Below are 23485 nucleotides of genomic sequence, written 5' to 3' on the forward strand. Positions count from 1 at the left end.
CCGTCTCCGGCACGGGTGCGGGTGCGTCGGTCACCAGCACCGGGACCGGCGGCGGGCGGCAGCCCCGTGCCGTCGTCGTCGGCGGCGGGCTCGCCGGGATCACGACCGCGCTCCAGCTCGCCGAGAGCGGCGTGCGCGTCACCCTGCTCGAAGGCCGGCCCCGGCTCGGCGGGCTCGCCTTCTCCTTCCGGCGGGGCGACCTGACCGTCGACAACGGCCAGCACGTCTACCTGCGCTGCTGCACCGCCTACCGCTGGTTCCTCGACCGGGTCGACGGCGCCCGGCTCGCCCCCCTCCAGGACCGCCTCGACGTCCCCGTCCTCGACGTCGCGCACCCCCGCGGCCCCCGGCTCGGCCGGATCCGCCGCGACGGCCTCCCCGTACCGCTGCACCTCGCGCGCAGCCTCGCCACGTACCCGCACCTCTCGCTCGCCGAGCGCGCCTCCGTCGGACGGGCCGCGCTCGCCCTGAAGAAGCTCGACCCCGCCGACCCGGCGCTCGACGGCATCGACTTCGCCACCTGGCTCGGCCGGCACGGGCAGTCCCCGCGGACCGTCGAGGCCCTCTGGGACCTCGTCGGCATCCCCACCCTCAACGCCCCTGCCCCGCAGGCCTCCATGGGGCTCGCCGCGATGGTCTTCAAGACCGGGCTGCTCTCCGAGCCCGGCGCCGCCGACATCGGCTGGGCCCACGTCCCGCTCGGCGAACTCCACGACACCCGGGCCGCGAAGGAGCTCGACGCCCTCGGCGTCCGCACCCTGCTGCGCACCAAGGCCGAGCGGATCTCCCGTACCGAAGACGGGCGTTGGGCCGTCGACGTACCGGGAGAGCGGATCGACGCCGACGCCGTCGTCCTCGCCGTCCCGCAGCACGAGACCCACGGCCTGCTGCCCGAGGGCGCCCTCGACGACCCCGACCGGCTCCTCGACATCGACACCGCCCCCATCCTCAACCTGCACGTCGTCTATGACCGCAAGGTGCTGAAGCGGCCCTTCTTCACCGCGCTCGGCTCCCCGGTGCAGTGGGTCTTCGACCGCACCGACTCCTCCGGACTACTGAGGGGCGGGCCCGAAGGGCCCTCGGACAAGGGTGGTGGGCGACGGGTGGGACAGTACCTCGCCGTCTCCCAGTCCGCCGCCCAGGACGAGATCGACGAACCCGTCGCCGCCCTGCGCGAGAAGTACCTCCCCGAGCTGGAGCGGCTCCTGCCCGCCGCCCGCGGCGCCGGGGTCCGCGACTTCTTCGTCACCAGGGAGCGGACGGCCACGTTCGCCCCCACCCCGGGCGTCGGCCGGCTCAGGCCCGGCGCCCGCACCAGGGCCCCGGGTCTGTACCTGGCCGGGGCCTGGACCGCCACCGGCTGGCCCGCGACCATGGAGGGTGCCGTCCGCAGCGGATTCAGCGCCGCGGGCGCCGCGCTCTCCGCCCTCGGCCGCCGCCATGACCATCCGCTACAGGAGGCGGTATGAGTGTGAGTACCGGAACAAGAGGAGAGACCGTGCCGACAGTGCAGCCGGGACATCCGGCCGTCGACACCGCGGACGTGTCCGCACTGCTGGAGCGGGGGCGGACCCTGTCCACCCCCGTACTGCGGGCGGCCGTCGACCGCCTCGCGCCGCCCATGGACACCGTGGCCGCCTACCACTTCGGCTGGATCGACGCCCACGGCAACCCGACGGACGCCGACAGCGGCAAGGCCGTCCGCCCGGCGCTCGCCCTGCTGTCGGCCGAGGCCGCGGGCGTCGGGCCCGAGGTCGGGATCCCCGGCGCCGTCGCCGTGGAGCTCGTGCACAACTTCTCGCTGCTCCACGACGACCTGATGGACGGCGACGAGCAGCGCCGCCACCGCGACACGGTGTGGAAGGTGCACGGGCCCGCACAGGCGATCCTCGTCGGCGACGCCCTGTTCGCGCTGGCCAACGAGATCCTCCTGGAGCTCGGCACCGTCGAGGCCGGCCGCGCCACCCGCCGGCTGACCACGGCCAGCCGCAAGCTCATCGACGGGCAGGCCCAGGACATCTCCTACGAGCACCGGGAGCGGGTCACCGTCGAGGAGTGCCTGGAGATGGAGGGCAACAAGACGGGCGCCCTGCTCGCCTGCGCCGTCTCCATCGGCGCCGTCCTCGGCGGCGCCGACGACCGCACCGCCGACAAGCTGGAGGAGTACGGCTACCACCTCGGCCTCGCCTTCCAGGCCGTGGACGACCTGCTCGGCATCTGGGGCGACCCGGAGGCCACTGGCAAGCAGACCTGGAGCGACCTGCGCCAGCGCAAGAAGTCCCTCCCGGTCGTCGCCGCCCTCGCCGCGGGCGGACCGGCCTCCGAGCGGCTCCAGCGACTCCTCGCCGAGGACGCCAAGTCCAGCGAGTTCGCCTCCTTCACGGAGGACGACTTCGCCTACCGGGCCTCCCTCATCGAGGAGGCCGGAGGACGCGAGTGGACCTCCCAGGAGGCCCGCCGCCAGCACGCCGTCGCGATCGAGGCCCTGAACGAGGTGGACATGCCCGCCCGTGTGCGGGCGCAGCTCACCGCACTGGCCGATTTCGTGGTCGTACGGAAGAGATGATCACCATCACCCTGATATGAGTTCGCGGTCGCCGGCCGGTGCCACCCGGCGCCGGCCGACGGCAGACCCGCAGGAGCAGAAGGAACCGACTGCACGAAGGGGAAGCCATGACAGCGACGACCGACGGAAGCACCGGGGCCATGGGCCCCCGGGCAGCCGCGGCCAGCAAGGCGAACGACTCCGACGCCACGGCGTCGGGACCCGACGGGACGGGTGCGCCCGGCGCGTCCGGGCCGGACGGCACCGGTGCGGGCGCCGGACCGGTCCCCGACGGGACCACCGCGCCCGGCGCCCCCGGTCTCGACGGCACCGCCGCGCGGGCCGTCGAACGGGGCGTGGAGCACCTGCTCGCCCGGCAGGACCCCGCCGGCTGGTGGAAGGGCGACCTGGAGACCAACGTCACCATGGACGCCGAGGACCTCCTCCTCCGCCAGTTCCTCGGCATCCTCGACGCCGACACCACCCGCGCCGCCGCGCTCCACATCCGCCGTGGGCAGCACGAGGACGGCGCCTGGGCCACCTTCTACGGCGGGCCCGGCGAGCTCTCCGCCACCGTCGAGGCCTATGTGGCCCTGCGGCTCGCCGGAGACCCGCCCGAGGCCCCGCACATGGCCCGCGCCTCCGCCTGGGTCCGCGCCCGCGGCGGGATCGCCTCCGCCCGGGTCTTCACCCGGATCTGGCTGGCCCTCTTCGGCTGGTGGCGCTGGGAGGACCTGCCCGAGCTGCCCCCGGAGCTGATCTTCCTGCCGAAGTGGTTCCCGCTCAACATCTACGACTTCGGCTGCTGGGCCCGGCAGACGATCGTGCCGCTCACCATCGTCTCCGCGAAGCGCCCGGTCCGCCCCGCGCCCTTCCCGCTGGACGAGCTCCACACCGACCCGGCGCGGCCGAACCCGCCCCGGCCGCTCGCCCCGGCCACCGGCTGGGACGGCGTCTTCCAGCGGCTCGACAAGGCACTGCACGTGTACCACCGCTTCGCCCCGCGCGGGGTGCGCCGGACGGCCATGAACGCCGCCGCCCGGTGGATCGTCGAGCGCCAGGAGAACGACGGCTGCTGGGGCGGCATCCAGCCCCCCGCCGTCTACTCCGTCATCGCCCTCCACCTCCTCGGCTACGACCTGAAGCACCCCGTCATGCGGGCCGGCCTGGAGTCCCTCGACCGGTTCGCCGTCTGGCGCGAGGACGGCTCGCGGATGATCGAGGCCTGCCAGTCGCCCGTCTGGGACACCTGCCTCGCCACCATCGCCCTCGCCGACGCCGGCCTCGCCCCCGACCACCCGGCGCTCGTCAAGGCCGTGGACTGGATGCTCGACGAGGAGATCACCCGCACCGGGGACTGGGCCGTGCGGCGGCCCGAACTCCCGCCGGGCGGCTGGGCGTTCGAGTTCCACAACGACACCTACCCCGACATCGACGACACCGCCGAGGTGCTGCTCGCCCTGCGCCGGGTCCGGCACCCCGACCCGGCCCGGGTGGACGCGGCCGTCGCCCGCGGCGCCCGCTGGACGCTCGGCATGCAGTCACGGGACGGCGGCTGGGGCGCCTTCGACGCCGACAACACCAGCGCCTTCCCCAACAAGCTGCCGTTCTGCGACTTCGGCGAGGTCATCGACCCGCCCTCCGCCGACGTCACCGCCCACGTGGTGGAGATGCTCGCCTACGAGGGCATGACCGAGCACCCGCGCGCCCGCCGCGGCATCGAGTGGCTGCTCGCCGCACAGGAGCCCAACGGCGCCTGGTTCGGCCGCTGGGGCGTCAACCACGTGTACGGCACGGGCTCGGTGCTCCCCGCGCTCGCCGCCGCCGGGCTGCCCGCCTCCCACCCGGCGATCCGCCGCGCCGTCGGCTGGCTCGGCTCCGCGCAGAACGACGACGGCGGCTGGGGCGAGGACCTCCGCTCGTACAAGGAGGAGGAATGGGTCGGGCGCGGCCCCTCCACCGCCTCCCAGACCGCCTGGGCGCTGATCGCCCTCCTCGCCGCCGGCGAGCGCGACTCCGAGCCCGTCCGCCGGGGCGTCGCCTGGCTGGCCGAGACCCAGCGGGAGGACGGCTCCTGGGACGAGCCGTACTTCACCGGCACCGGCTTCCCCTGGGACTTCTCCATCAACTACCACCTCTACCGGCAGGTGTTCCCGCTCACGGCGCTCGGGCGCTACGTGCACGGGGAGCCCTCGCCGCGCAAGGAGGACTGATGGGCCGCGAGCCCGGCCCGGGCGCCGGCCCACCCCTGCTGATCGCCTGCGCGCTCGGCATCGAGCAGTTCGCCCTGCGCAGCGGGGAGCGGGGCGCCGCGCCGGGCCCGGTGACCGTCCTCCGCACCGGCATGGGGCCGGACCGGGCCCGAAAGGCGGTGTCCCGGGCGCTCGGCGAGGAGCCCTGGCGGGACGCCGCGGTGATCGCCTCCGGCTTCTGCGCGGGCCTCGTCCCCGGCATGCACCCGGGGGACCTGATCGTCGCCGACGAGACCCGCGGCCCCGACGGCACGACCTTGTGCACCGGGACCGAGCTCCTGGTGAAGGCCCTGGTCAAGGCGGTGCCGGGGCGCGCCGTCCACACCGGGCCGCTGATCGGCTCCGACCACGTGGTGCGCGGCCCCGAGCGGGCCGCGCTCGGCGCGGGCGGCGCGATCGCCGTCGACATGGAGTCCGCCGCCACGCTCCGTACCGCCCGGGCCGCCGGAGCACACGGGGACGGGCCGGACGCCCGCCCGGTTGCGGCCGTCCGGGTGGTCGTGGACGCTCCTGAACATGAACTGGTCCGGATCGGCACGGTACGCGGGGGAATATCAGCCTTCCGTGTCCTTCGTGCCGTCCTTCCCGCTTTCTTCGAATGGCACCGTTCTTTGCTGCTCCCCAGGAGGTGAACGAGTTATGGCCATGCCGCTCCGTCAGTCCATCCGGGTCGGGACCTACCTCTTCGAACAGAAGCTCCGCAAGCGGGACAAGTTCCCGCTGATCGTCGAGCTGGAGCCGCTCTACGCCTGCAACCTCAAGTGCGAGGGCTGCGGGAAGATCCAGCACCCGGCGGGTGTCCTCAAGCAGCGCATGCCGGTCGCCCAGGCGGTCGGCGCGGTCCTGGAGTCCGGCGCGCCCATGGTGTCCATCGCGGGCGGCGAGCCCCTGATGCACCCTCAGATCGACGAGATCGTCCGTCAGTTGGTGGCCCGGCGGAAGTACGTCTTCCTCTGCACCAACGCGCTGCTGCTGCGCAAGAAGCTGGAGAAGTTCACCCCCTCCCCGTACTTCGCCTTCGCCGTGCACATCGACGGGCTGCGCGAGCGCCACGACGAGTCCGTCGCCAAGGAGGGCGTGTTCGACGAGGCGGTGGCGGCCATCAAGGAGGCCAAGCGGCGCGGCTTCCGGGTCACCACCAACTCGACCTTCTTCAACACCGACACCCCGCAGACCATCATCGAGGTCCTCAATTTCCTCAACGACGACCTCCAGGTCGACGAAATGATGATCTCGCCCGCCTACGCCTACGAGAAGGCCCCCGACCAGGAGCACTTCCTCGGCGTCGAGCAGACCCGCGAACTCTTCAGGAAGGCCTTCGCCGGCGGGAACAGGCGCCGCTGGCGGCTCAACCACTCGCCGCTCTTCCTGGACTTCCTGGAAGGAAAGGCGGACTTCCCCTGCACCGCCTGGGCCATTCCCAACTACTCCCTCTTCGGCTGGCAGCGCCCCTGCTATCTGATGAGCGACGGATACGTCCCCACGTACCGCGAACTCGTCGAGGACACCGACTGGGACAAGTACGGCCGCGGCAAGGACCCGCGCTGCGCCAACTGCATGGCGCACTGCGGCTACGAGCCCACCGCCGTTCTCGCCACCATGGGCTCCCTCAAGGAGTCCCTGCGCGCGGTCCGGGAGACGGTCTCCGGGAACACCACGTCATGACCGGCGGGTTCGACCTGCGGGCGCTGCTTTCCGAGCGCGGCGCGGAGCGGTACGAGCTGCACGCCAGGTACCTCAACCACCAGCTGCCCCGCATGCTGCACACCATCGGCTTCGACAAGGTCTACGAGCGGGCCGAGGGCGCCCACTTCTGGGACGCCGACGGCGTCGACCACCTCGACATGCTCGCCGGCTTCGGCGTGATGGGCCTCGGACGGCACCACCCCGTCGTCCGCAAGGCCCTCCACGACGTCCTGGACGCCCAGCTCGCCGACCTCACCCGCTTCGACTGCCAGCCGCTGCCGGGCCTCCTCGCCGAGAGGCTGCTCGCCCACAGCCCGCACCTCGACCGGGTCTTCTTCGGCAACAGCGGCACCGAGGCCGTCGAGACCGCCCTCAAGTTCGCCCGGTACGCCACCGGGCGAACAAGGATCCTCTACTGCCACCACGCCTTCCACGGGCTCACCACCGGCTCCCTCTCCGTCAACGGCGAGCAGGGCTTCCGTGAGGGCTTCGACCCGCTCCTGCCGGACACCGCGATCGCCCTCGGCGACCTCGACGCCCTGGAGCGGGAGCTGCACCACGGCGACGTGGCCGCCTTCGTCGTCGAGCCCATCCAGGGCAAGGGCGTCCACGAGGCACCGCCGGGCTTCCTCCGGGCCGCCCAGGACCTCCTGCACCGGCACGGCGCGCTGCTCGTCGCGGACGAGGTCCAGACGGGCCTCGGCAGGACCGGCGACTTCTACGCCTACCAGCACGAGGAGGGCGTCGAGCCGGACCTGGTCTGCGTCGCCAAGGCGCTCTCCGGCGGCTACGTGCCGGTCGGCGCCACCCTCGGCAAGGACTGGATCTTCAAGAAGGTGTACTCGTCGATGGACCGGGTCCTGGTCCACTCGGCGAGCTTCGGATCGAACGCGCAGGCCATGGCCGCCGGGCTCGCCGTCCTCTCGGTCATGGAGGACGAGGACACCGTCGCGCACGCCCGCCGGATCGGCGACCTGCTCTCCGGCCGCCTGAAGGAGCTCGTGCCGCGGTACGAGCTGCTGCACGAGATCCGCGGGCGCGGCCTGATGATCGGGATCGAGTTCGGGCGGCCGTCCTCGCTCGGACTGCGCGGGCGCTGGACGATGCTCCAGGCGGCCCGCAAGGGCCTCTTCGCCCAGATGGTCGTCGTCCCGCTGCTCCAGCGGCACAGGATCCTCACCCAGGTCTCCGGCGACCACCTGGAGGTGATCAAGCTGATCCCGCCGCTGATCATCGACGAGGCGGACGTGGACCGGTTCGTGACCGCCTTCACCGCGGTCATGGACGACGCCCACGGCGGCGGCGGACTGATGTGGGACTTCGGGAAGACACTGGTCAAGCAGGCGGTCGCGCAGCGTTAGGACCAGGGTTTTTGCCTCTGGGACAAGAAACTTGCCTCAGGGGCACGAACCTGGCGGAATGGACGCATGGACCACGTCCCCGGGGACACCTCCCCGGACCCCGCCGTCACCGACGTCCTGCCGGACGTCGCCCCGCAGCTGCGGTCCCTGCGCCGCCGCCGGGGGCTCACCCTGGAGGCCGCCGCCCAGCGGGCCGGTCTCTCCCCGGCCCACCTCTCGCGCCTGGAGACGGGGAACCGGCAGCCCTCGCTGCCGATGCTCCTCGCCCTGTCCCGTATCTACGGTACGACGGTCTCCGAGCTCCTGGGCGAAACGCCCCCCGAGCGCGATCCCGTCGTCCGGGCCGACCGCTCTGAGCCCGTCGAGGCCGACGGCTGGATCTACCGCCAGGCGGGCGGCGCCGGCCGCGCCCTCCAGTGCCTGCGGGTGCACGTGCCCTATGCCACCCGGGCCGACATCGTGCGGGTCCACCCCGGCGAGGAGTGGATCCACGTCCTGGAGGGGCGGGTCCGGCTCGCGCTCGGCGACGCCGTCCACGTCCTCGATCCCGGGGACAGTGCGCACTTCGACTCGCTGACCCCGCACCGCATCGGCGCCGCCACGTCCGGCGGGGCCGAGCTGCTCTTCGTCCACACCCTGATGCAGAGCCCCGCCGCCGAGCTGTGCCTCGGCGACGGGACCCCGCATCGGCGCTGACGTCCAGAAAGGACCGACATGTCCGAGAAGTCAGTACGACCGGTCACCGGCGAGGAGCGCGGTGAAGGCAAGTTCCCCAAGGGGCTCGTGCTCCGCCTCTTCGCCTATCTGATCGCGGGCCACCTCTTCGCCGGCTTCCTCTACCTGCTCTTCACGCTCGGCGCGCAGGGTCGGTAGTACGTACGGGGGCAGGTGTCACGCCTCCGTGAGCAGGCGCTCCCGCAGGCGCTCGCGGGTCTCCGGGGCGAGCTTCAGGCCCTCCGCGAGGTAGGCGTCCACCGAGCCCCAGGTCGCCTCGATCGTCTCGAAGGCGGCCCGCAGGTACTCCACCCGCGCGTCGAACAGCGGGCTCAGCAGCTCCATCACCTCGGGCGACATCGCGTCCGGGGAGGTGGAGCTGCGGCGCACCTTGTAGCGGCGGTGCGGGTCGTTCGACTTCACGTAGTCGGCCTCGATCGCCCCGCGCTCGACCCCGACCGCGAGCAGGGTGATCGCGATGGCGAGCCCGGCCCGGTCCTTTCCGGCCGCGCAGTGCATGAGGGCCGGGACGCTCTCCTCCGCCATGGAGTGCAGGATCCGGCTGTGCTCCGAGGTCCGCTCGACCACCATCTTCCGGTACGAATCGGTCATCCGGGCGGCCGCCTTGCCGTCGCCGAGGATCTCCCGCAGCTGCGCGATCTCGCCGTCGCGCACGAGGAGCCAGAACTCCTTGCCGTCGGCCGGGTCGTTGAGGGGTATGTTCACGTTCCGCACGCCGGGCAGGTCGACGTCCGCGCCCTCGACCCTGCGGTCCGACTCGTTGCGGAAGTCGAAGACGGTGTGCAGGCCGAGCGAGGAGAGGAAGGCGGCGTCGTCCTCCGTCGCATGGGCGAGGTGGCCGCTGCGGAAGAGGCGCCCGGGGTGGACGGCGCGCCCGTCCGTCGTCGGCAGGCCGCCCACGTCCCGGAAGTTGCGGACCTCCGCCAGCTGGGGCTCGTCGGCTTCGGCGGGCGGGACCTGCGGCAGCTGCTGCGTCACGGCTGCTCCTGTTCTGTAGATCGGTTCCTGTGTCCGGTGGATCGGTTCCTGGGGCAATCATCTCGGGTGGGGGCCCGGAGGCGCACCCCCTCGGATGGGAATGGGCGATCTGTCCGTATTGAGAGCTAAGGGGTAACCCGCCCTGGTTGCAGGGGAGATGGGGATTCGCGCGTGAGCAGCGTCATAACCGTGACGGACCGTGCCTGATCGTCTTTTCCAAACACCCCCCGGGAAAAGGAGATCGAGGGACCGTCATCGACGGAGGGTGACCGGAATTCCGCCCGGAAATCAAGAAATCCCGGAGTGCGGGAAAACCGCGGCTTGTTCACGCCGACCCCACTCGTCTAGCGTCGCGCTCACTCCGGACGGACCGCCGAATCCTGCCACCGACCGGAATCCGCACTCACCGGTAGAAGGCAGGAGCGGGGGACCCAGGTAAGTCGCCGATCCCTTCGAAGAAGGACGGCTCGGGGTGAAGTCGCGTATGCACGCGGCCGGACATCTCCAGTCCGAACCCGACAGCTCACCTCGCAGGCGCCGGAGAGGAATTCGCCATGCCCGCGAAGGGTAAGCACCGCCGCACCAAGTCCAACCGCCTGACCCGTGGCCTCGCCGCCGCCGGCACCGGCGGCGCCGTCGTCGCCCTCCCGCTCCTCGGAGCCACCGGTGCCCACGCCGCCACCCCGGCCGCCGCTCCCGCGCAGGCCGTCACCCAGGTGAAGGCCGCCGTCGAGGCCGCGCCCGCCGCCGCGAAGGCCGCGCCGAAGACGTACTCCGTCGTCCGCGGCGACTACCTGTCGAAGATCGCCGCCGAGCACCACCTGGCGGGCGGCTGGCAGAAGCTCTACAAGGACAACCGCCAGGTCGTCGGCGAGGACCCCTCGCTGATCCTGCCCGGCATGAAGCTCACCCTCGGCGCGAAGAGCACCGCCGGGGCCGCGCACCACGACGGGCAGACCTCCGGCAAGAACGGCGACACCCAGCGCGCCTCGCGCAGCAGCGAGCGCGCCTCGGCCCCGGCCGCCCCCGCGACCACCGCGCCGTCCTCGTCGACCGGCACGACCTCCTCCTCCGGCTGGGTCGCCCCGATCGCCGGTGCCGCCATGTCGACCCCGTACCACCAGGCCGGCTCCATGTGGTCCTCCGGCTACCACACCGGTGTCGACTTCATCGCCTCCACCGGCACCACCGTCCACGCGGTCGGCCCCGGCACCGTCTACTCCGCCGGCGACGGCGGTGCGTACGGCAACCAGGTCGTCATCCAGCACGCCGACGGCACCTTCTCGCAGTACGCCCACCTCTCCTCGATCTCCGTCTCCGCCGGCCAGACCGTCACCGGCGGCCAGGAGATCGGCCTCTCCGGCGCGACCGGCAACGTCACCGGCCCGCACCTGCACTTCGAGATGCGCACCGGGCCGGAGTACGGCTCCGACATCGACCCGCTGGCGGCCCTGCGCCAGCACGGCGTGAGCATCTGACGACACGTCACCCCCTGGATGCCCGGCACACCCGTGCCGGGCATCCGGCGTATTCCGGCTTGGTGGAATCTTTATCGGTGGCATATGTCACCCTGCGTCAACCCCTCCTTACGGTCGCGTAGGTCACATCCGAGGAGGAAGGATGTGCTCCCGTGGCAGACGATTCGAGATCAACAGACAAGAACGCATTCGGGTCGTACGCGGCGATCGGTGACAGCTTCACCGAGGGCGTCGGAGACCCCGGGCCCGACGGGACGTACGTCGGCTGGGCGGACCGCTTCGCGGTGCTGCTCGCCGACCAGCTGCCGGAGCACGACGACTTCCGGTACGCCAATCTCGCCGTACGGGGGCGCCTTCTCGACCAGATCGTGGCGGAACAGGTCCCGCGGGCGAAGGAACTCGCCCCCGACCTGGTGACCTTCTGCGCGGGCGGCAACGACATCATCCGCCCCGGGACGGACCCCGACGACGTGGCCGAGCGCTTCGAGCGCGCCGTCGCCGACCTGAGCTCCGCCGTCGGCACCGTCATGGTGACCACCGGCTTCGACACCCGCGACGTGACCCTGCTCAAGCACCTGCGCGGCAAGATCGCCACGTACAACGGGCACGTCCGGGCCATCGCGGACCGCTACGGCTGCCCGGTCCTCGACCTGTGGTCGCTGAAGTCCGTCCAGGACCGGCGCGCCTGGGACGACGACCGGCTGCACCTCTCGCCCGAGGGACACACCCGCGTCGCCCTGCGCGCCGCCCAGGTCCTCGGCATGCCCGTGCCCGCCGACCCGGACCAGGCCTGGCCGCCGGTCCCGCCGCGCGGCACCCTCGAGGTCCGCAAGGACGACATCCACTGGGCCAGGGAGTACCTGGTGCCGTGGATCGGGCGCCGGCTGCGCGGCGAGAGCTCCGGCGACCACGTCGAGGCGAAGCGCCCCGACCTCATGCCCCTGTAGCCGGGGGTACGGCGGGGATCCGCTCCAGGACCCCGCCGGCGAACACGTCGTACAGCGGCAGCGTCTCCAGATGGACGTAGCCGATGTGGCAGTCGCAGACGGCGAGGGGGCAGGCGCGGGGACGCAGCGCGGCGCGGTACGAGCCGTCGTACAGGTTCCCGAGCTCGGCCTTGACGAAGTGGCAGCGCCGCACCGTCCCCTCGCCGTCCACCGAGACCACCGACTCTCCGGTGCGGCAGGGCAGCCCCGCCGACCGGTGCGGATGCCGGCTGTACGGGAAGAGCGGATCGAGCTCCGTCCAGCCCTCGGCCTCCGCGTCGGTGTACGTGTGCCCCTCCGCCGCGTTCACCCAGAGGTAGACGTGCGGCGGCAGCTCGGCCCGCAGCCGGACGGCGTGCTCCCGGTGCTCGGGCAGACCGACCACCCCGACGCTGTACCGGATCCCCCGACCGGCCAGATCGTGGGCTTTCGCGAGGAACCGCTCGTACGGAGTCTGCCCCGGGTGGTACGTGCACCAGAGGGCCACGACGTCGGGGTCCGCCTCCGCCAGCCACTCCGTGCGGCAGCTCAGATTGGTCTGGATCGCCACCCGCTCCACGTGCGGCAGCCGGGACAGCTCGACCAGCGCCCGCCGGTACCAGGAGCGGACGAGCCCCTCGCCCCACGGGGTGAACAGGATCCGCAGCCGGTCCCCGGTCTGCCCGGAGGCCCAGCCGGTGAACCGTTCGAGCGCCGCCCGGTCCGCGCGCAGCTGCTCCCGGCTGTCCCGGCGCTTGGCGAAGGGGCAGTACGGGCAGTCGAAGTCGCAGGAGGACAGCGGGCCCCGGTAGAGCAGGGTGAGATCCACGGCCGCCGCCTACTTCGCCTCGTACGCGGCCATCGCGGCCCGCACGGCGGGGGAGAAGAGCTCGGGGCCGAGCCCGTCGGAGTGGGCGAGCCCCTCGGGCGACAGCCGCAGCAGCCCCGCCGGGGCGTCCGCGATCCAGCCGTACTCCTCGAACCGGGCGAGCTCCGGGCCGAAGTCCGCGAACGGCGAGGACCCGAACCGCTCCTCGTACCCGGCGACCGGCATGCCCTCGGCCTGGAGCAGCGACTGGAGGAGATGACGGCGACGCGCCTCGTCCCCGTCCACCGCCCGGCCCACCTCGGCGCGGGAGAAGTCCTCGGTCTCCGTGTACGCGTCGATGATCGAGCGGATCTCCCGCATGTCGACGGCGTAGTCGAAGGAGTAGTGCAGGTCCGAGGTGTACGAGCGGGCACCGCAGCCCAGGCCGATCATGCCGTCCGTCTGGCAGGCGTAGTCGTCCGGGCCGGCAGGGCCCGCGTCCGCCCGGCGGAACATCCGCATCGACACCTGCTCGTAGCCGTGCGCGAGGAGATGGTCCCGGCCGTACCGGTACAGCCGCAGCCGCTGCTCGTCCCACTCCCGGTCGGCGGCCGCCGGGTCCTGGATCCGGCCGAGACCGGTGAGCGGGCGCACGTACAGCGGATAGAGGTACAGCTCCTCAGGCCGCCACGCGAGGGCCGCGTCGAGCGAGAACCGCCAGGACCGCTCCGTCTGCCCGTCGATGCCGTAGATCAGGTCGATGTTCAGCACGGGCACGCCCGCGTCCCGGATCCGGCCGAGCGCCGCCTCGACGTCCGCGCGGCGCTGCGGCCGGACCGCCGCCCGCGCCTCGGCCTCCACGAAACTCTGCACGCCGATGCTGAGGCGCGTCGCGCCCCGGTCCGCGAGGACCGCGAGCCGGTCGGCGGTCGCGGTCGCCGGCGAGGTCTCCACGGAGAGCGGCACCGCCCGCAGGTCCGCACCCATCCGCTTCTCCGCGATGTCGCAGAGCCGCTCCAGCTCGGCGGCGGTGAGGAAGGTGGGCGTGCCCCCGCCGAACGCGGCCGTGGCGAACCGCACCGGCGACGCGTCCCCGAGGGCCTCGCGGACGGCGACGGCCTGACGGTCGAGGGCGTCGAGGTAGCGGGTGGTCAGCTCGTCCGGCGCGCCGATCCGGGTGAACAGGTTGCAGAAGCCGCAGCGGACCTCGCAGAACGGTATGTGCGCGTACAGCGAGAGCGCGTCCTTCGGCTCGTCCGCCCAGAGGGCGGCGAGCCCAGGGCGCTCCGGGAGCGCTCGGTAGGCCGTCTTGTGCGGGTAGGCGTAGACGTAGCTGCGGTACGGGCGGGGGGTGTCGCTCATGCCGCCACCCCGCCCTCGGGCCCGGCCAGGACGAACTGCGCGTACGGCACGGTCCACACCACCTCGTGGCCGAGCCGGTGCCCGGTGAAACCGTCCTCCCCGTACGCCGTGCCGTGGTCGGAGCACACGATCGCGAAGCAGGGGCGGCGGCTGCTCATCGCGGCGAACAGCCGCCCGATGTGCCGGTCGACGTACTCCAGGGCGGCCGCGTGCGTCTCCCGGGAGTCGCCGGCCTCGCGGGTCGCGCCCGGCAGGTGGAACCAGTTGGGCTGGTGCAGCGCGGACACGTTGACGAAGAGGAAGAGGCGCTCCTCGCGCGGCAGCCCGGCGACGACCTCTTCCGCGCGGGCCACCTGGGACTCGAAGGAGGTCGGGGAGGCGACGCCGAAGGAGGGCTCCCAGTGGCTCTCCCGGAACAGGCCGGGGAGCACGGAGCCGAGGGGCGGCTGTTTGTTGAAGAACCCCACCCCGCCGACGCACACCGTCCGGTAGCCCTCGCCCGCGAGCGCGGACACGAAGTCCGGGGTGTCGTGCACCCAGGTGCCGCCGGCCGTCGACTCGCTGCCCGCGAAACGGGCCGCGAACAGCCGGGGATGAGGTCCCTGGGCCGCGGGGGTCGGCAGGAAACCGGCGAAGATCGCCTGGTGGGAGGCGTACGTGAAGCTCCCGGGCGCGTGCCGCCGCTCCCAGGCGCCGCCGGGGAGATGACGGGCCAGGTTCGGTATGCGGCCCTCGGCCGCGAGCTCGGCCGCCACGTCGTACCGGAGGGTGTCGAGGGTGACCAGCAGCAGATCGTGGCTGCCGACGATCGCGTTCATGTCGGGCTGGTTCACGTCGGGCTGGCTCACGGGGTGCTCGTTCCTGTGGTGCTTGGTTCTGTGGTGCTGGTTGGTGTGGTGCTGGCTCGTGCGGCACTGGTTCCTGTGGTGCTTGTTCCCGTGGCGCCGGTTTCGTGGGGGTGCGGGAACTGCGCCGCGACCTGGGCCGCGTACGTGTCGAGCCCCTCGGCACCACTGCCGGGCAGGCCCGTGAGACCGGGCAGCAGATCGCCGAAGGCGTTCACCTCGCCCACGGCGAAGCGGCGCCAGCCGCTCGCGGGCAGCAGGTCGACGCCCACGCACCGGGTGCCCGGGAAGGCGGCGGCGGCCCGCTCGCACACCGCGAGCGCGTCCGCCCACCGCCCGCCGGCCGCGGCGATCGCCGCCCTCGCCGCGTCGAGATCGCCCCGGGCGCCGCCCAGGTGCAGATTGGTCATGGGGGAGCGGCTGGTGCGGAGCACGGCGTGCGTGGCCCGCCCGTCGATCACCACCACCCGCAGATCGGCCGCCCGGCCGTCCTGCGTGGCCTTCGGCAGCCAGCGCTCGACGTGCAGGCCGTCGGGGGCGAGGGCGTCCACGATCGCGGCGACCTCGCGCTCGCTCGTATAGCGGCGTACGCGCAGGGAGTTGAAGAGCCGCCCGTCGGCCCCGCGCTCCACCGAGGTGGTGGCCTGGACCCGGCCCGCGCCGTTCGTCTCGAGGGCGAGCACCCCCGAGGCGGAGGAGCCGTGCGCGAGCTTCACGAACACCCGGCGCATGCCGGCCCCGGCCGTCAGCGCCCTGACGTCCGCCCAGCCGCGCACCGCCGGGGCCTCGGGACCCGAGGTCGGCGACTCGGGCACCGGGACTCCGGCCGCCCTCAGCCGCCCGTGGCTCAGCCTCTTGTCGAACAGGACCGCCAGCTCGGCGGGATCGTCGACGAGGACGGCACCCCCCTCCGCCACGGAGCGGGCGAGGTCGGCCACGGCGGCGGTGAACCGCCCGTACCAGCGGCCGGTGCCCTCGACCCGGGCCGGATCGTCGACCCCGCGCAGCAGCCGGTCGGCCTCCGGATCCTCACCGGGAGAGTCGAGCCGCACGGTCTCGCCCCCGGCGAACCGCGCCCGGCCCCCGAGCACGTCCGGCCAGGACACCGCCCGCGCCTCGGGCAGCCCGGCGAGCCGCAGCGCGTCCTGGAAGAACGCGACGCGGCGGCCCGCCGGATCGCCGACGACCACGAGGCGCGGGTCGGAGGTCATTCGGCGACCGCGACGTAGCGCCAGACGTCCCCGTCGCCGTCGTCCTCGCCCACCTGCGCGTCACTGAGGTCGACGGTCACGCCGTACGGGACGAGCGCGGCGCGGACCCGCTCGGACATCGCCTCCGACAGGTAGTGGTGGGAGAGGTCGAGGTGGGTGAGATGGGTCAGCGGCTGCCCGTCGAGGAGGGCCGCCGCGCCCTCGTCGGTCAGCACGCCCATGGACAGGTCGAGCCGCTCCAGGCGGGCGACGACGGGCGCGCCCGCGACGGCGGCGGCCACGGCGTCCTGGATCACGCTGTCGCACAGGCCCAGGCGGCGCAGGGCGGGGAACGCCGTGCCGGCGAGGAGCGGCGCCAGGTCCTCGGGGGTGCTGTCGCCGCCGTACTCGTCGGTGCCGAGCCACAGTTCCAGCTTCCGCAGGGCGGGCAGGTCGCTGCCCACGATCCCGCGCACCACCTCGGCGGGCAGGCCGCCGGTCTGCACGACCAGGGTCTCCAGACCGCCGTGCCGGACGGAGGGGAAGGCCAGCTGCGAACCACCGCGCACCCCGAACTCCCGCAGGGCCGGGTAGGCGGAGAGCAGCGGCGTCACGTCGGACTGGATGATCCAGGAGATCTCGCAGTCCTCGCCGGTCATGTCCCCGAGGAACACCGCCTCCAGGGCCGTGAGCCGGTTGTTGGCGCCGATCAGCGCGGTGACGATCTCGGCGGACGAGTTCTCGTACGCCTCGTCCCAGCCGCCGACGACCAGCGCGCGCACCCGGCCCGTGTCGACCGTCTTCAGGAAGCGCTCGAACCGCTGCCCCCACAGCTCGTCACCGGGATCGGAGTACGTCGGGGCGGAGATCCGCCAGGCGACCGAGTCCGTCGCCGGCAGCTCGACCTGCGCCTCCGCGTCCGGGAAGTCGAACACGGGCAGGCCGTGGAGTTCCTGCAGGTAGGTGCCAACGGTCATGGCGGTGCTCCAGACAACGGTCGGGACGGGTCGGCTGATGGAGAGAGTTCTACCAAGCGGCACCGACAACGCCCCTCGCCGGGGCGCCCCCGGACGGATTGTCAGTGCCGGGCTCTAGCGTCGTTCTCGTGTTCGGCAGCACGTGCCGGACGGGGAGGGGAGAGCCATGTACCGGCAGGGAGACGTGCTGATCGTGCCCGTCGCGGAGTCGGCCGTTCCGGAGCGGGCGAAGGAGGCGGCGGGGGAGCCGAGGGACGGCCGGGGCCGTCTAGTCCTCGCCCTCGGCGAGGTCACCGGACACGCCCACGCGATCCCCGGACCCGGCCGGCTCGTCCGGGAGCCGGGCCCCTTCGGCCCGCTCCTGCTCGAACTGCCCGAGGGCGGACGGGTGGTGCACGAGGAGCACGCGCCGATACCCCTCCCGAAGGGCTGGTACCGGGTGGTGAGGCAGCGGGAGTACGTGCCCGGCGCGTACCGGATCGTCGCGGACTGACGTCCGTCGGAGAGGAGCGAAGGGCATGGGGGAGTACGAGATGGACCGCATCACCGCGGCGGAGAGGTGGCGGGCCGTCGGCGCCGCCACCGGGCCCGCCGACCGCGCCGCCGCCGAGGTCGGCGTCCGGCTCGCCTACCGCTTGGCGGGCCTCGCCGAGCCGGAGCGCGTCCTCTGGGCGGACTCGCCGCTCGCCGCCGTCACGCTCGTACGGGGCCTGGCGGACCGGGGCCGTTCGGTACGGGACGAGGTGCGCACCCGGCCGTGGGCCGAGGAGCGCCGCCGCCTCCACGACGTGCTCGGCCCGGCCGGCTGGGCCGACCACTGGCAGGCGACCGGCGCCCGGCTCTGGGACCTGACGCGGAACCTCGCGGACCGGATACGGGCCGGGGTCACGGAAGCGGCCGAAGCCGACGCGGCCGAGGTGCGGCTCCTGCTGCTCGACGCGGTGCTCGGCCAGCACGACGCCGCCTGGCTCGCCGCCTTCGACGGACACGGCGTGCGGCTCGCGGGCCTCGCCACCGTCGCCGAGCACGCCGGCTGGTGGTGGCCGTACGAGAACGCCGTCGTGATCTGCGAGCGGCCCCTGGAACTCCACCGGGACGAGGCAGGGCGCCTCGACCGGGGCGACGGCCCCGCGCTCGCCTACCGTGACGGGTTCGCCCTGCACGCCTGGCGGGGCATGACGGTCTCCGCCGAGTTCCTCGCCGGCCTCACGGGCCTCACCCCCGAGCGGATACGCGACGAGGAGAACGCCGAACTGCGGCGCGTGATGCTGGAGTACTACGGCTACGACCGCTACCTCGCCGCCTCCGGGGCCCGGCACGAGCACAGCGACGAGACGGGCGTCCTGTGGCGGATCGAGCTCGCCGACGACGAGGACGTCGTGATGGTCGAGGTCGTCAACTCCACGCCCGAACCGGACGGCACCCACCGCACGTACTGGCTGCGGGTGCCGCCCCGGACCCGGACCGCGCGGGAGGGCGTCGCCTGGACCTTCGGGCTCCGGCCCGAGGCGTACGAGCCCCTCGTCCAGACCTGAGCCCGCGCCCGTGACCGGGCACGATTGGTGCGGAGAGGTGAAGGGAGCCGCCGGTCAGGAGTGGCGCGCGGGAGGCGGCGGCGCAGGGTGCTGGGATGTGCCCGCCGGAGCCCCGGCCCCCACCCCAGAGAGGACCGCCTGTGACGATCCGCCGGCCCAGCGCCGCCCGCACCGCCCGTCTGCTCGCCGCCACCGCCGTACTCGGCGGCCTCCTCGCCGGCACCACGGCCCCCGCCCTGGCCGCCGCGCCCGGGCGGACCGCCCTCCGCGCCCCCGCCGGGGAGACCGCGCCGGCCACGGTCACCGTCACGGGCAACGGGCGCGCGTCCGCCGCGCCCGACCTGGCCATCCTGTCCGCCGGGGTCGAGGCCACCCGCCCGACGGCGAAGGAGGCGATGGCGGTGCAGTCCACCGCGGCCGAGGCGCTGCTCGACGTGCTGCACAAGCAGGGGATCACCGACCGGGACATCCGCACCGACAACCTCTCGCTCGCCCCCGTCTACACCCAGACCAAGGACGGGGACAGCAAGGTCACCGGCTACCAGGCGGGCCAGTCCTTCTCCGTGAAGGTCCGCGACCTGGACAGGACCGGCCAGGTCATCGGAGCCGTCAACGACGCCAGCGGGGAGGCGGGCCGGATCAACGGCGTCGTCTTCGACGTCGCCGACCCCTCGGCGCTGCGCGCGAAGGCCCGCGAGGCCGCGTACAAGGACGCGTACGACAAGGCCGCGCAGCACGCGCAGCTCAGCGGCCACCGGCTCGGCCGGCTCGTCTCGCTGAGCGAGGGCGAGTCCGTACGCCCCGGCCCCGGCGCGTCCCCCGCGGCCTCCACGGACGAACCGGGCGTCCCGCTGGCACCCGGCGAGATCGAGGAGCAGGTCACGGTCTCGGCGGTCTACGAGCTGATCTGAGGGGCGCCGGGCGCGGGCTCTGCGGTGCCGGACCCCGCCGGCGGCTCCGTTCTGCGATCGATTCGGTACCCACGGTAGTGCCCGGTGCTCACCGGCAGCCGTTCCTCCACCAGCCCGTGCGCCCAGGCGCACGGGCTGGTGCCGTCCGTCCCCGCCCGGTGGCGGCGGAGGTACCGGGCCCCGGCCGTCCAGGACGACCGACCGCCCGGACCGTTCCGGCGGGGGCCGCCCATAATGGAACGACCCCCAGAGATCAGGAGGTCCTGTGACCGGTACCGGCTCCGACCGTTCGCCGCGGGCGCGGCTGCGCGCGCTGCGCCCCGAGTCCTTCGGCGCGGACCCCACGGGCGAGCGTCTCGCCCGGATCCGCCGCTCGCCGAACTTCGCGGACGGGATCTTCCAGAACCCCGAACCGGCGCGACGCGGCCCCTCCGGGTCCAGCCTCGAGTTCGCCAAGATCTACTTCGAGAAGGAGGGACGCGCGCGCCGAGCCCCCACCGGCACGATCCCCGTCCATCCCACCACCCTCGCCGACCTGGCCAAACCCCCGGCCACCGGTCTTCGGCTGACCTGGATGGGGCACTCCGGCGTCCTCGCGGAGATCGACGGCCACCGGGTCCTCTTCGACCCGGTCTGGGGCGACCGCTGCTCCCCGTTCCCCTTCGCCGGACCCAAGCGCCTCCACCCGGTGCCCGTACCGCTCGCCGCGCTCGGCCCGGTCGACGTGGTCGTGATCTCGCACGACCACTACGACCACCTCGACCTGCCGACGATCAAGGCGCTCGCCGGCACCGACACGGTCTTCGCGGTGCCGCTCGGCGTCGGCGCGCACCTGGAGCACTGGGGCGTGTCCGCGTCCCGCCTGCGCGAGCTGGACTGGAACGAGTCCACCGAGGTCGGCGAGCTGCGGCTGACGGCGACCCCGGCCCGGCACTTCTGCGGCCGGGGCCTGCGGAACACGCAGCACACGCTCTGGGCGTCCTGGGTGGTGCGGGGGCCCGCCCACCGGATCTTCCACAGCGGCGACACGGGCTACTTCTCCGGCTTCAAGGACATCGGCGCCGCCCACGGCCCCTTCGACGCCACCATGATCCAGATCGGCGCCTACTCGGAGTTCTGGACGGACATCCACATGACCCCCGCCGAGGGGATGCGCTCGCATCTGGACCTCCAGGGCGGTGGTCCCGCCGGCGTCCTGCTGCCGATCCACTGGGGCACCTTCAACCTCGCCCCGCACCCGTGGGCGGAGCCGGGGGAGTGGACGAAGGACGCGGCCGAGGAGGCCGGCCAGGCGGTGGCGTTCCCCCGGCCGGGCGAGCCCTTCGAGCCCGGGGGGAAGCTGCCCGGGGAGGCGTGGTGGCAGGCGGTGTCCCATCCGATCGCGCGCCCGTGGCGCCGCCCCCGGAGCGTCGAGGTCGCGGCGGAGACGCACAGCGACGACCTCGACCTCGCGGGCGAGCGGTGACGTCGGTCCTGCGCCGACGGCTCACGAGCCGTCCACACGGCCCCGCCCACGCGGCGGGGCCGCTGCGTTTTGGGATGCGGCAAAGGCGCGTGTGTCCTGATCTCGGGTGAGATGTCTTGCTGATCAGGGCTGTTGGCGGCTCGGCCCCGGCGCCGAGGCCTGGCCCATGTGCACTCGCACACACGCGAACCCCCTAACCTGGTGCCCGCCACGTGGCGGATTTCGAGCACAGCGACGAACGGGATGTGACAGGTGACGGGGGCGAACGGCGCGGATCTGGTCGGCGAGGTTCTGGGCGGGCGGTACCGCGTGACCGCGACGATCGGCCGCGGTGGCATGGGCGTGGTCGCCCGTGCGGTGGACCAGCTGCTGAACCGCGAGGTCGCCGTCAAGGTCCTCCGGGCCTACACGGACGCCTCCCCGGCCGAACTGGCCGATCTGCGGGTCCGGATGCAGCGGGAGGCGCAGGCCGCCGCCCGTATCCGGCACAGCGGCGTGGTCACCGTCCACGACGTGGTCGAGGAGCGGGGACTGCCGGTCATCGTCATGGAGCTGGTCGACGGGCCCTCCCTCGACGACATGCTGACGGAGCGCGGCTCGCTGGACCCGCGCGAAGCGGCCGCGATCGGCGCCAGGCTGATGGACGCGCTCGACGCGGCACACCGGGCCGGGGTCCTGCACCGGGACGTCAAGCCCGGAAACGTACTCCTCGAGCGCGGAGGCCGGGTCGTGCTCACCGACTTCGGCATCGCCAGCATGGACACCTCGGGCGACGAGGCCCTGGCCAAGCTGACCCAGAGCGGTCAGATCGTCGGCTCCCTCGACTATCTGCCGCCGGAGCGCGCACAGGGCCAGGTCCCGGGCGCCGCATCCGACATCTGGGCGCTCGGCATGACGCTGTACGCGGCCGTGGAGGGCGCTTTTCCCTTCCGGCGCACGTCGGTGTGGTCCACGCTGGCGGCGATCGTCGGCGAACCGCTGCCGGAGCCCCGCCGCGCCGGACCGCTCACCCCGGTGCTGCGGGCGCTGATGGCCAAGGACCCGATGCAGCGGCCCGACGCCGCGCAGGCGCGCGAGATGCTGGAGGCGGTCGCCGGCGGCAGGGCGGTGGACCTCCCGGCCGCACCGACGCCCCCGCCCGCCACTCCGTTCGGCTTCGGCCCCGCCGTCGCCGCGCCGCCCTCCCAGCCCCTCGCCCAGCCGGGCTTCGGCCCCGCCTTCACCGCACCGCCGGCCCAGCCGACGGCCTCCGCGCAGCCGGCCCCGCCCATGGCTTCCGCGCCGCCGGTCCAGCCCATGGCCTCCACCATGCCGGCCGGCGCGTTCGCGGCCCCGCAGCCGGGCATGGTGCCCGGCACGCCCGCCGGCCAGGACAGCCGTTCCGAGACCCGCGCCACGGCGGTCCGGGCCCGCCGCCGCACCCGCACCATCGTCGCGGTGGCCGCCGCCACCGCGCTCACCTGCGGCGGAGTCGCCTACGCGCTGATGAACGTGCGCGACGGCGAGGGCGGTACGCCGAACACGGCGCTCCCCGCGCCGAGCACCTCCACCGACCACGGCGTGCCCGGCGCGGGCCCGACGACCGACGGCCCGACCTCCCCGGGGGACCTGACCTCCAGCGCCCCCGGCGAGCTGGCCGGCACCCCCGGCGAGACGCCGTCCGGCACCCCCTCGAAGAAGGACGAGGACCGGACGGCGAGTCCCACGTCGGCGCCCGGCGCGGGAGGCGACAAGCCGACCGGGAAGCCGTCGGCCTCCCCGAAGGCGACGCCCAGCGCCACGGTGAAGGAGCCCACCCCGGTGTCGACGACGTGCACCGGCTGGGCCCACCAGAACCGCAGCGACGGCTACGGCCGCGCGGCCCAGAACACCCACCTCTACACCGGGCCGTACGCGAAGTGCTCCTACGTGACCGCGATCGCCTCCGGCACGAAGGTCTACTACCACTGCTACGTCACCAACGCCGAGGCCCACAAGTGGATCTACGCCCGCATCGCGGGAACGGAAACCGAAGGCTGGATCTTCGGCGACAAGTCCACCCTGGACAGCGGCACGCTCGCCCGCTGTCAGGGCTGAACCGCAACGCGCGGCGGGCGCCCCGCAGATGGCCGGCGAGCCTCCGCTCTCACCGACCGTCACCGAGCGCCCCGGTCCGGCTCCCGGGGCCGTCGTGGATCCCGGGGCCCGTGTGACGGTAGGGGCGTCCGGCGGAGACGCCGGGGCGGAGGTCGGCGGAGATCGCTCAGCCCGCCGAGGGGGCGGCGCGTGCGGGGAGCCGTGGCTTCTCCGGGGGATTCCGGTAGGGGGCGATTTCCGCAGATTGCGGGGGTGTGGGGGCGCCTCCGCCCCCTTCCGTTCCCGCTCGCCGGAGACCCCGCCAGGGCCTGCCGGC

Annotated in this window: 21 protein-coding genes and 1 riboswitch; of the genes, 15 read left to right on the plus strand and 6 right to left on the minus strand. The window is 73.4% G+C overall.

Features of this window, described 5'->3' with window-relative positions; translation table 11 throughout:
- Window positions 1-98: 98 nt before the first annotated feature.
- The 8 genes from hpnE to GGE06_RS27685 all read left to right on the plus strand — a co-directional run bounded on the left by hpnE (window position 99) and on the right by GGE06_RS27685 (window position 8717).
- A complete protein-coding gene (gene hpnE, locus GGE06_RS27650; RefSeq protein ID WP_184932145.1) occupies window positions 99-1469 on the plus strand; it encodes a hydroxysqualene dehydroxylase HpnE in 1371 nt (456 codons plus the stop codon).
- Window positions 1466-2566 (plus strand): polyprenyl synthetase family protein, encoded by a 1101-nt coding sequence (locus GGE06_RS27655; protein ID WP_181924446.1) that lies wholly within the window; start codon window positions 1466-1468, stop codon window positions 2564-2566. The genes hpnE and GGE06_RS27655 overlap by 4 nt, the downstream gene beginning before the upstream one ends.
- Window positions 2567-2673: 107 nt before the next feature.
- Window positions 2674-4758, plus strand: a complete 2085-nt coding sequence (gene shc, locus GGE06_RS27660) for a squalene--hopene cyclase (RefSeq protein ID WP_184932064.1) — start codon at window positions 2674-2676, stop codon at window positions 4756-4758.
- Window positions 4758-5429, plus strand: a complete 672-nt coding sequence (locus tag GGE06_RS27665; RefSeq protein ID WP_116157915.1) for a phosphorylase family protein — start codon at window positions 4758-4760, stop codon at window positions 5427-5429. Before shc ends, GGE06_RS27665 begins: the two co-directional genes overlap by 1 nt.
- Window positions 5430-5436: 7 nt before the next feature.
- On the plus strand, window positions 5437-6462 hold the full coding sequence (gene hpnH / locus GGE06_RS27670; RefSeq protein WP_116157914.1) for an adenosyl-hopene transferase HpnH: 1026 nt from the start codon (window positions 5437-5439) through the stop codon (window positions 6460-6462).
- Window positions 6459-7844, plus strand: a complete 1386-nt coding sequence (locus tag GGE06_RS27675) for an aspartate aminotransferase family protein (RefSeq protein ID WP_116157913.1) — start codon at window positions 6459-6461, stop codon at window positions 7842-7844. Before hpnH ends, GGE06_RS27675 begins: the two co-directional genes overlap by 4 nt.
- A gap of 66 nt (window positions 7845-7910) precedes the next feature.
- On the plus strand, window positions 7911-8540 hold the full coding sequence (locus GGE06_RS27680) for a helix-turn-helix domain-containing protein (protein ID WP_184932065.1): 630 nt from the start codon (window positions 7911-7913) through the stop codon (window positions 8538-8540).
- Between the two features lie 18 nt (window positions 8541-8558).
- Window positions 8559-8717, plus strand: a complete 159-nt coding sequence (locus GGE06_RS27685) for a DUF6126 family protein (protein ID WP_181924445.1) — start codon at window positions 8559-8561, stop codon at window positions 8715-8717.
- Window positions 8718-8735: 18 nt separating this feature from the next.
- On the opposite strand, the gene GGE06_RS27690 is transcribed toward GGE06_RS27685, so the two are convergent.
- Complete coding sequence (locus GGE06_RS27690; RefSeq protein ID WP_116157911.1) at window positions 8736-9557, minus strand: tyrosine-protein phosphatase; 822 nt, start codon at window positions 9555-9557, stop codon at window positions 8736-8738.
- 394 nt (window positions 9558-9951) lie between these two features.
- Window positions 9952-10109, plus strand: a riboswitch (cyclic di-AMP (ydaO/yuaA leader).
- Between the two features lie 2 nt (window positions 10110-10111).
- Here GGE06_RS27690 and GGE06_RS27695 point away from each other — a divergent pair.
- Together GGE06_RS27695 and GGE06_RS27700 are read left to right on the plus strand one after the other, a co-directional pair.
- On the plus strand, window positions 10112-11035 hold the full coding sequence (locus GGE06_RS27695) for a M23 family metallopeptidase (RefSeq protein ID WP_184932066.1): 924 nt from the start codon (window positions 10112-10114) through the stop codon (window positions 11033-11035).
- A gap of 152 nt (window positions 11036-11187) precedes the next feature.
- On the plus strand, window positions 11188-11982 hold the full coding sequence (locus GGE06_RS27700; RefSeq protein ID WP_116157909.1) for an SGNH/GDSL hydrolase family protein: 795 nt from the start codon (window positions 11188-11190) through the stop codon (window positions 11980-11982).
- Here GGE06_RS27700 and GGE06_RS27705 read toward each other — a convergent pair.
- From GGE06_RS27705 to GGE06_RS27725, 5 genes are read right to left on the minus strand one after another with little or no spacing between them, the layout of a single operon-like run.
- On the minus strand, window positions 11969-12829 hold the full coding sequence (locus GGE06_RS27705; RefSeq protein ID WP_116157908.1) for an STM4011 family radical SAM protein: 861 nt from the start codon (window positions 12827-12829) through the stop codon (window positions 11969-11971). The two genes, GGE06_RS27700 and GGE06_RS27705, sit on opposite strands and share 14 nt — an antisense overlap.
- A 9-nt stretch (window positions 12830-12838) precedes the next feature.
- Window positions 12839-14170 (minus strand): STM4012 family radical SAM protein, encoded by a 1332-nt coding sequence (locus GGE06_RS27710; RefSeq protein WP_116157907.1) that lies wholly within the window; start codon window positions 14168-14170, stop codon window positions 12839-12841.
- Window positions 14167-14988: an STM4013/SEN3800 family hydrolase gene (locus GGE06_RS27715; RefSeq protein ID WP_116165218.1), complete on the minus strand. Its 822-nt coding sequence runs from the start codon at window positions 14986-14988 to the stop codon at window positions 14167-14169. Before GGE06_RS27715 ends, GGE06_RS27710 begins: the two co-directional genes overlap by 4 nt.
- A 26-nt stretch (window positions 14989-15014) precedes the next feature.
- Window positions 15015-16226, minus strand: a complete 1212-nt coding sequence (locus tag GGE06_RS27720) for an STM4014 family protein (protein ID WP_116157906.1) — start codon at window positions 16224-16226, stop codon at window positions 15015-15017.
- The gene (locus GGE06_RS27725; RefSeq protein ID WP_116157905.1) at window positions 16223-17182 is read right to left on the minus strand and encodes an STM4015 family protein; all 960 of its coding nucleotides are present in this window, start codon (window positions 17180-17182) and stop codon (window positions 16223-16225) included. The genes GGE06_RS27720 and GGE06_RS27725 overlap by 4 nt, the downstream gene beginning before the upstream one ends.
- 166 nt (window positions 17183-17348) lie before the next feature.
- Here GGE06_RS27725 and GGE06_RS27730 point away from each other — a divergent pair, with 166 nt between their 5' ends.
- The 5 genes from GGE06_RS27730 to GGE06_RS27750 all read left to right on the plus strand — a co-directional run bounded on the left by GGE06_RS27730 (window position 17349) and on the right by GGE06_RS27750 (window position 23169).
- Window positions 17349-17675, plus strand: coding sequence for a DUF8820 family protein (locus GGE06_RS27730; RefSeq protein WP_116157904.1), 327 nt, complete (start codon window positions 17349-17351; stop codon window positions 17673-17675).
- A 25-nt stretch (window positions 17676-17700) separates the two neighbouring features.
- On the plus strand, window positions 17701-18717 hold the full coding sequence (locus tag GGE06_RS27735; protein WP_181924444.1) for a DUF6745 domain-containing protein: 1017 nt from the start codon (window positions 17701-17703) through the stop codon (window positions 18715-18717).
- 140 nt (window positions 18718-18857) lie between these two features.
- Window positions 18858-19628, plus strand: coding sequence for an SIMPL domain-containing protein (locus GGE06_RS27740; RefSeq protein ID WP_116157903.1), 771 nt, complete (start codon window positions 18858-18860; stop codon window positions 19626-19628).
- Between the two features lie 265 nt (window positions 19629-19893).
- Entirely contained in the window at window positions 19894-21093 is a 1200-nt protein-coding gene (locus GGE06_RS27745) for an MBL fold metallo-hydrolase (RefSeq protein ID WP_116157902.1), read from the plus strand.
- 252 nt (window positions 21094-21345) lie between these two features.
- Complete coding sequence (locus GGE06_RS27750; RefSeq protein WP_312883325.1) at window positions 21346-23169, plus strand: serine/threonine-protein kinase; 1824 nt, start codon at window positions 21346-21348, stop codon at window positions 23167-23169.
- Window positions 23170-23485 lie beyond the last annotated feature (316 nt).

Origin of the sequence: Streptomyces nymphaeiformis, from assembly GCF_014203895.1 — a bacterium.
Lineage (GTDB): Bacteria > Actinomycetota > Actinomycetes > Streptomycetales > Streptomycetaceae > Streptomyces > Streptomyces nymphaeiformis.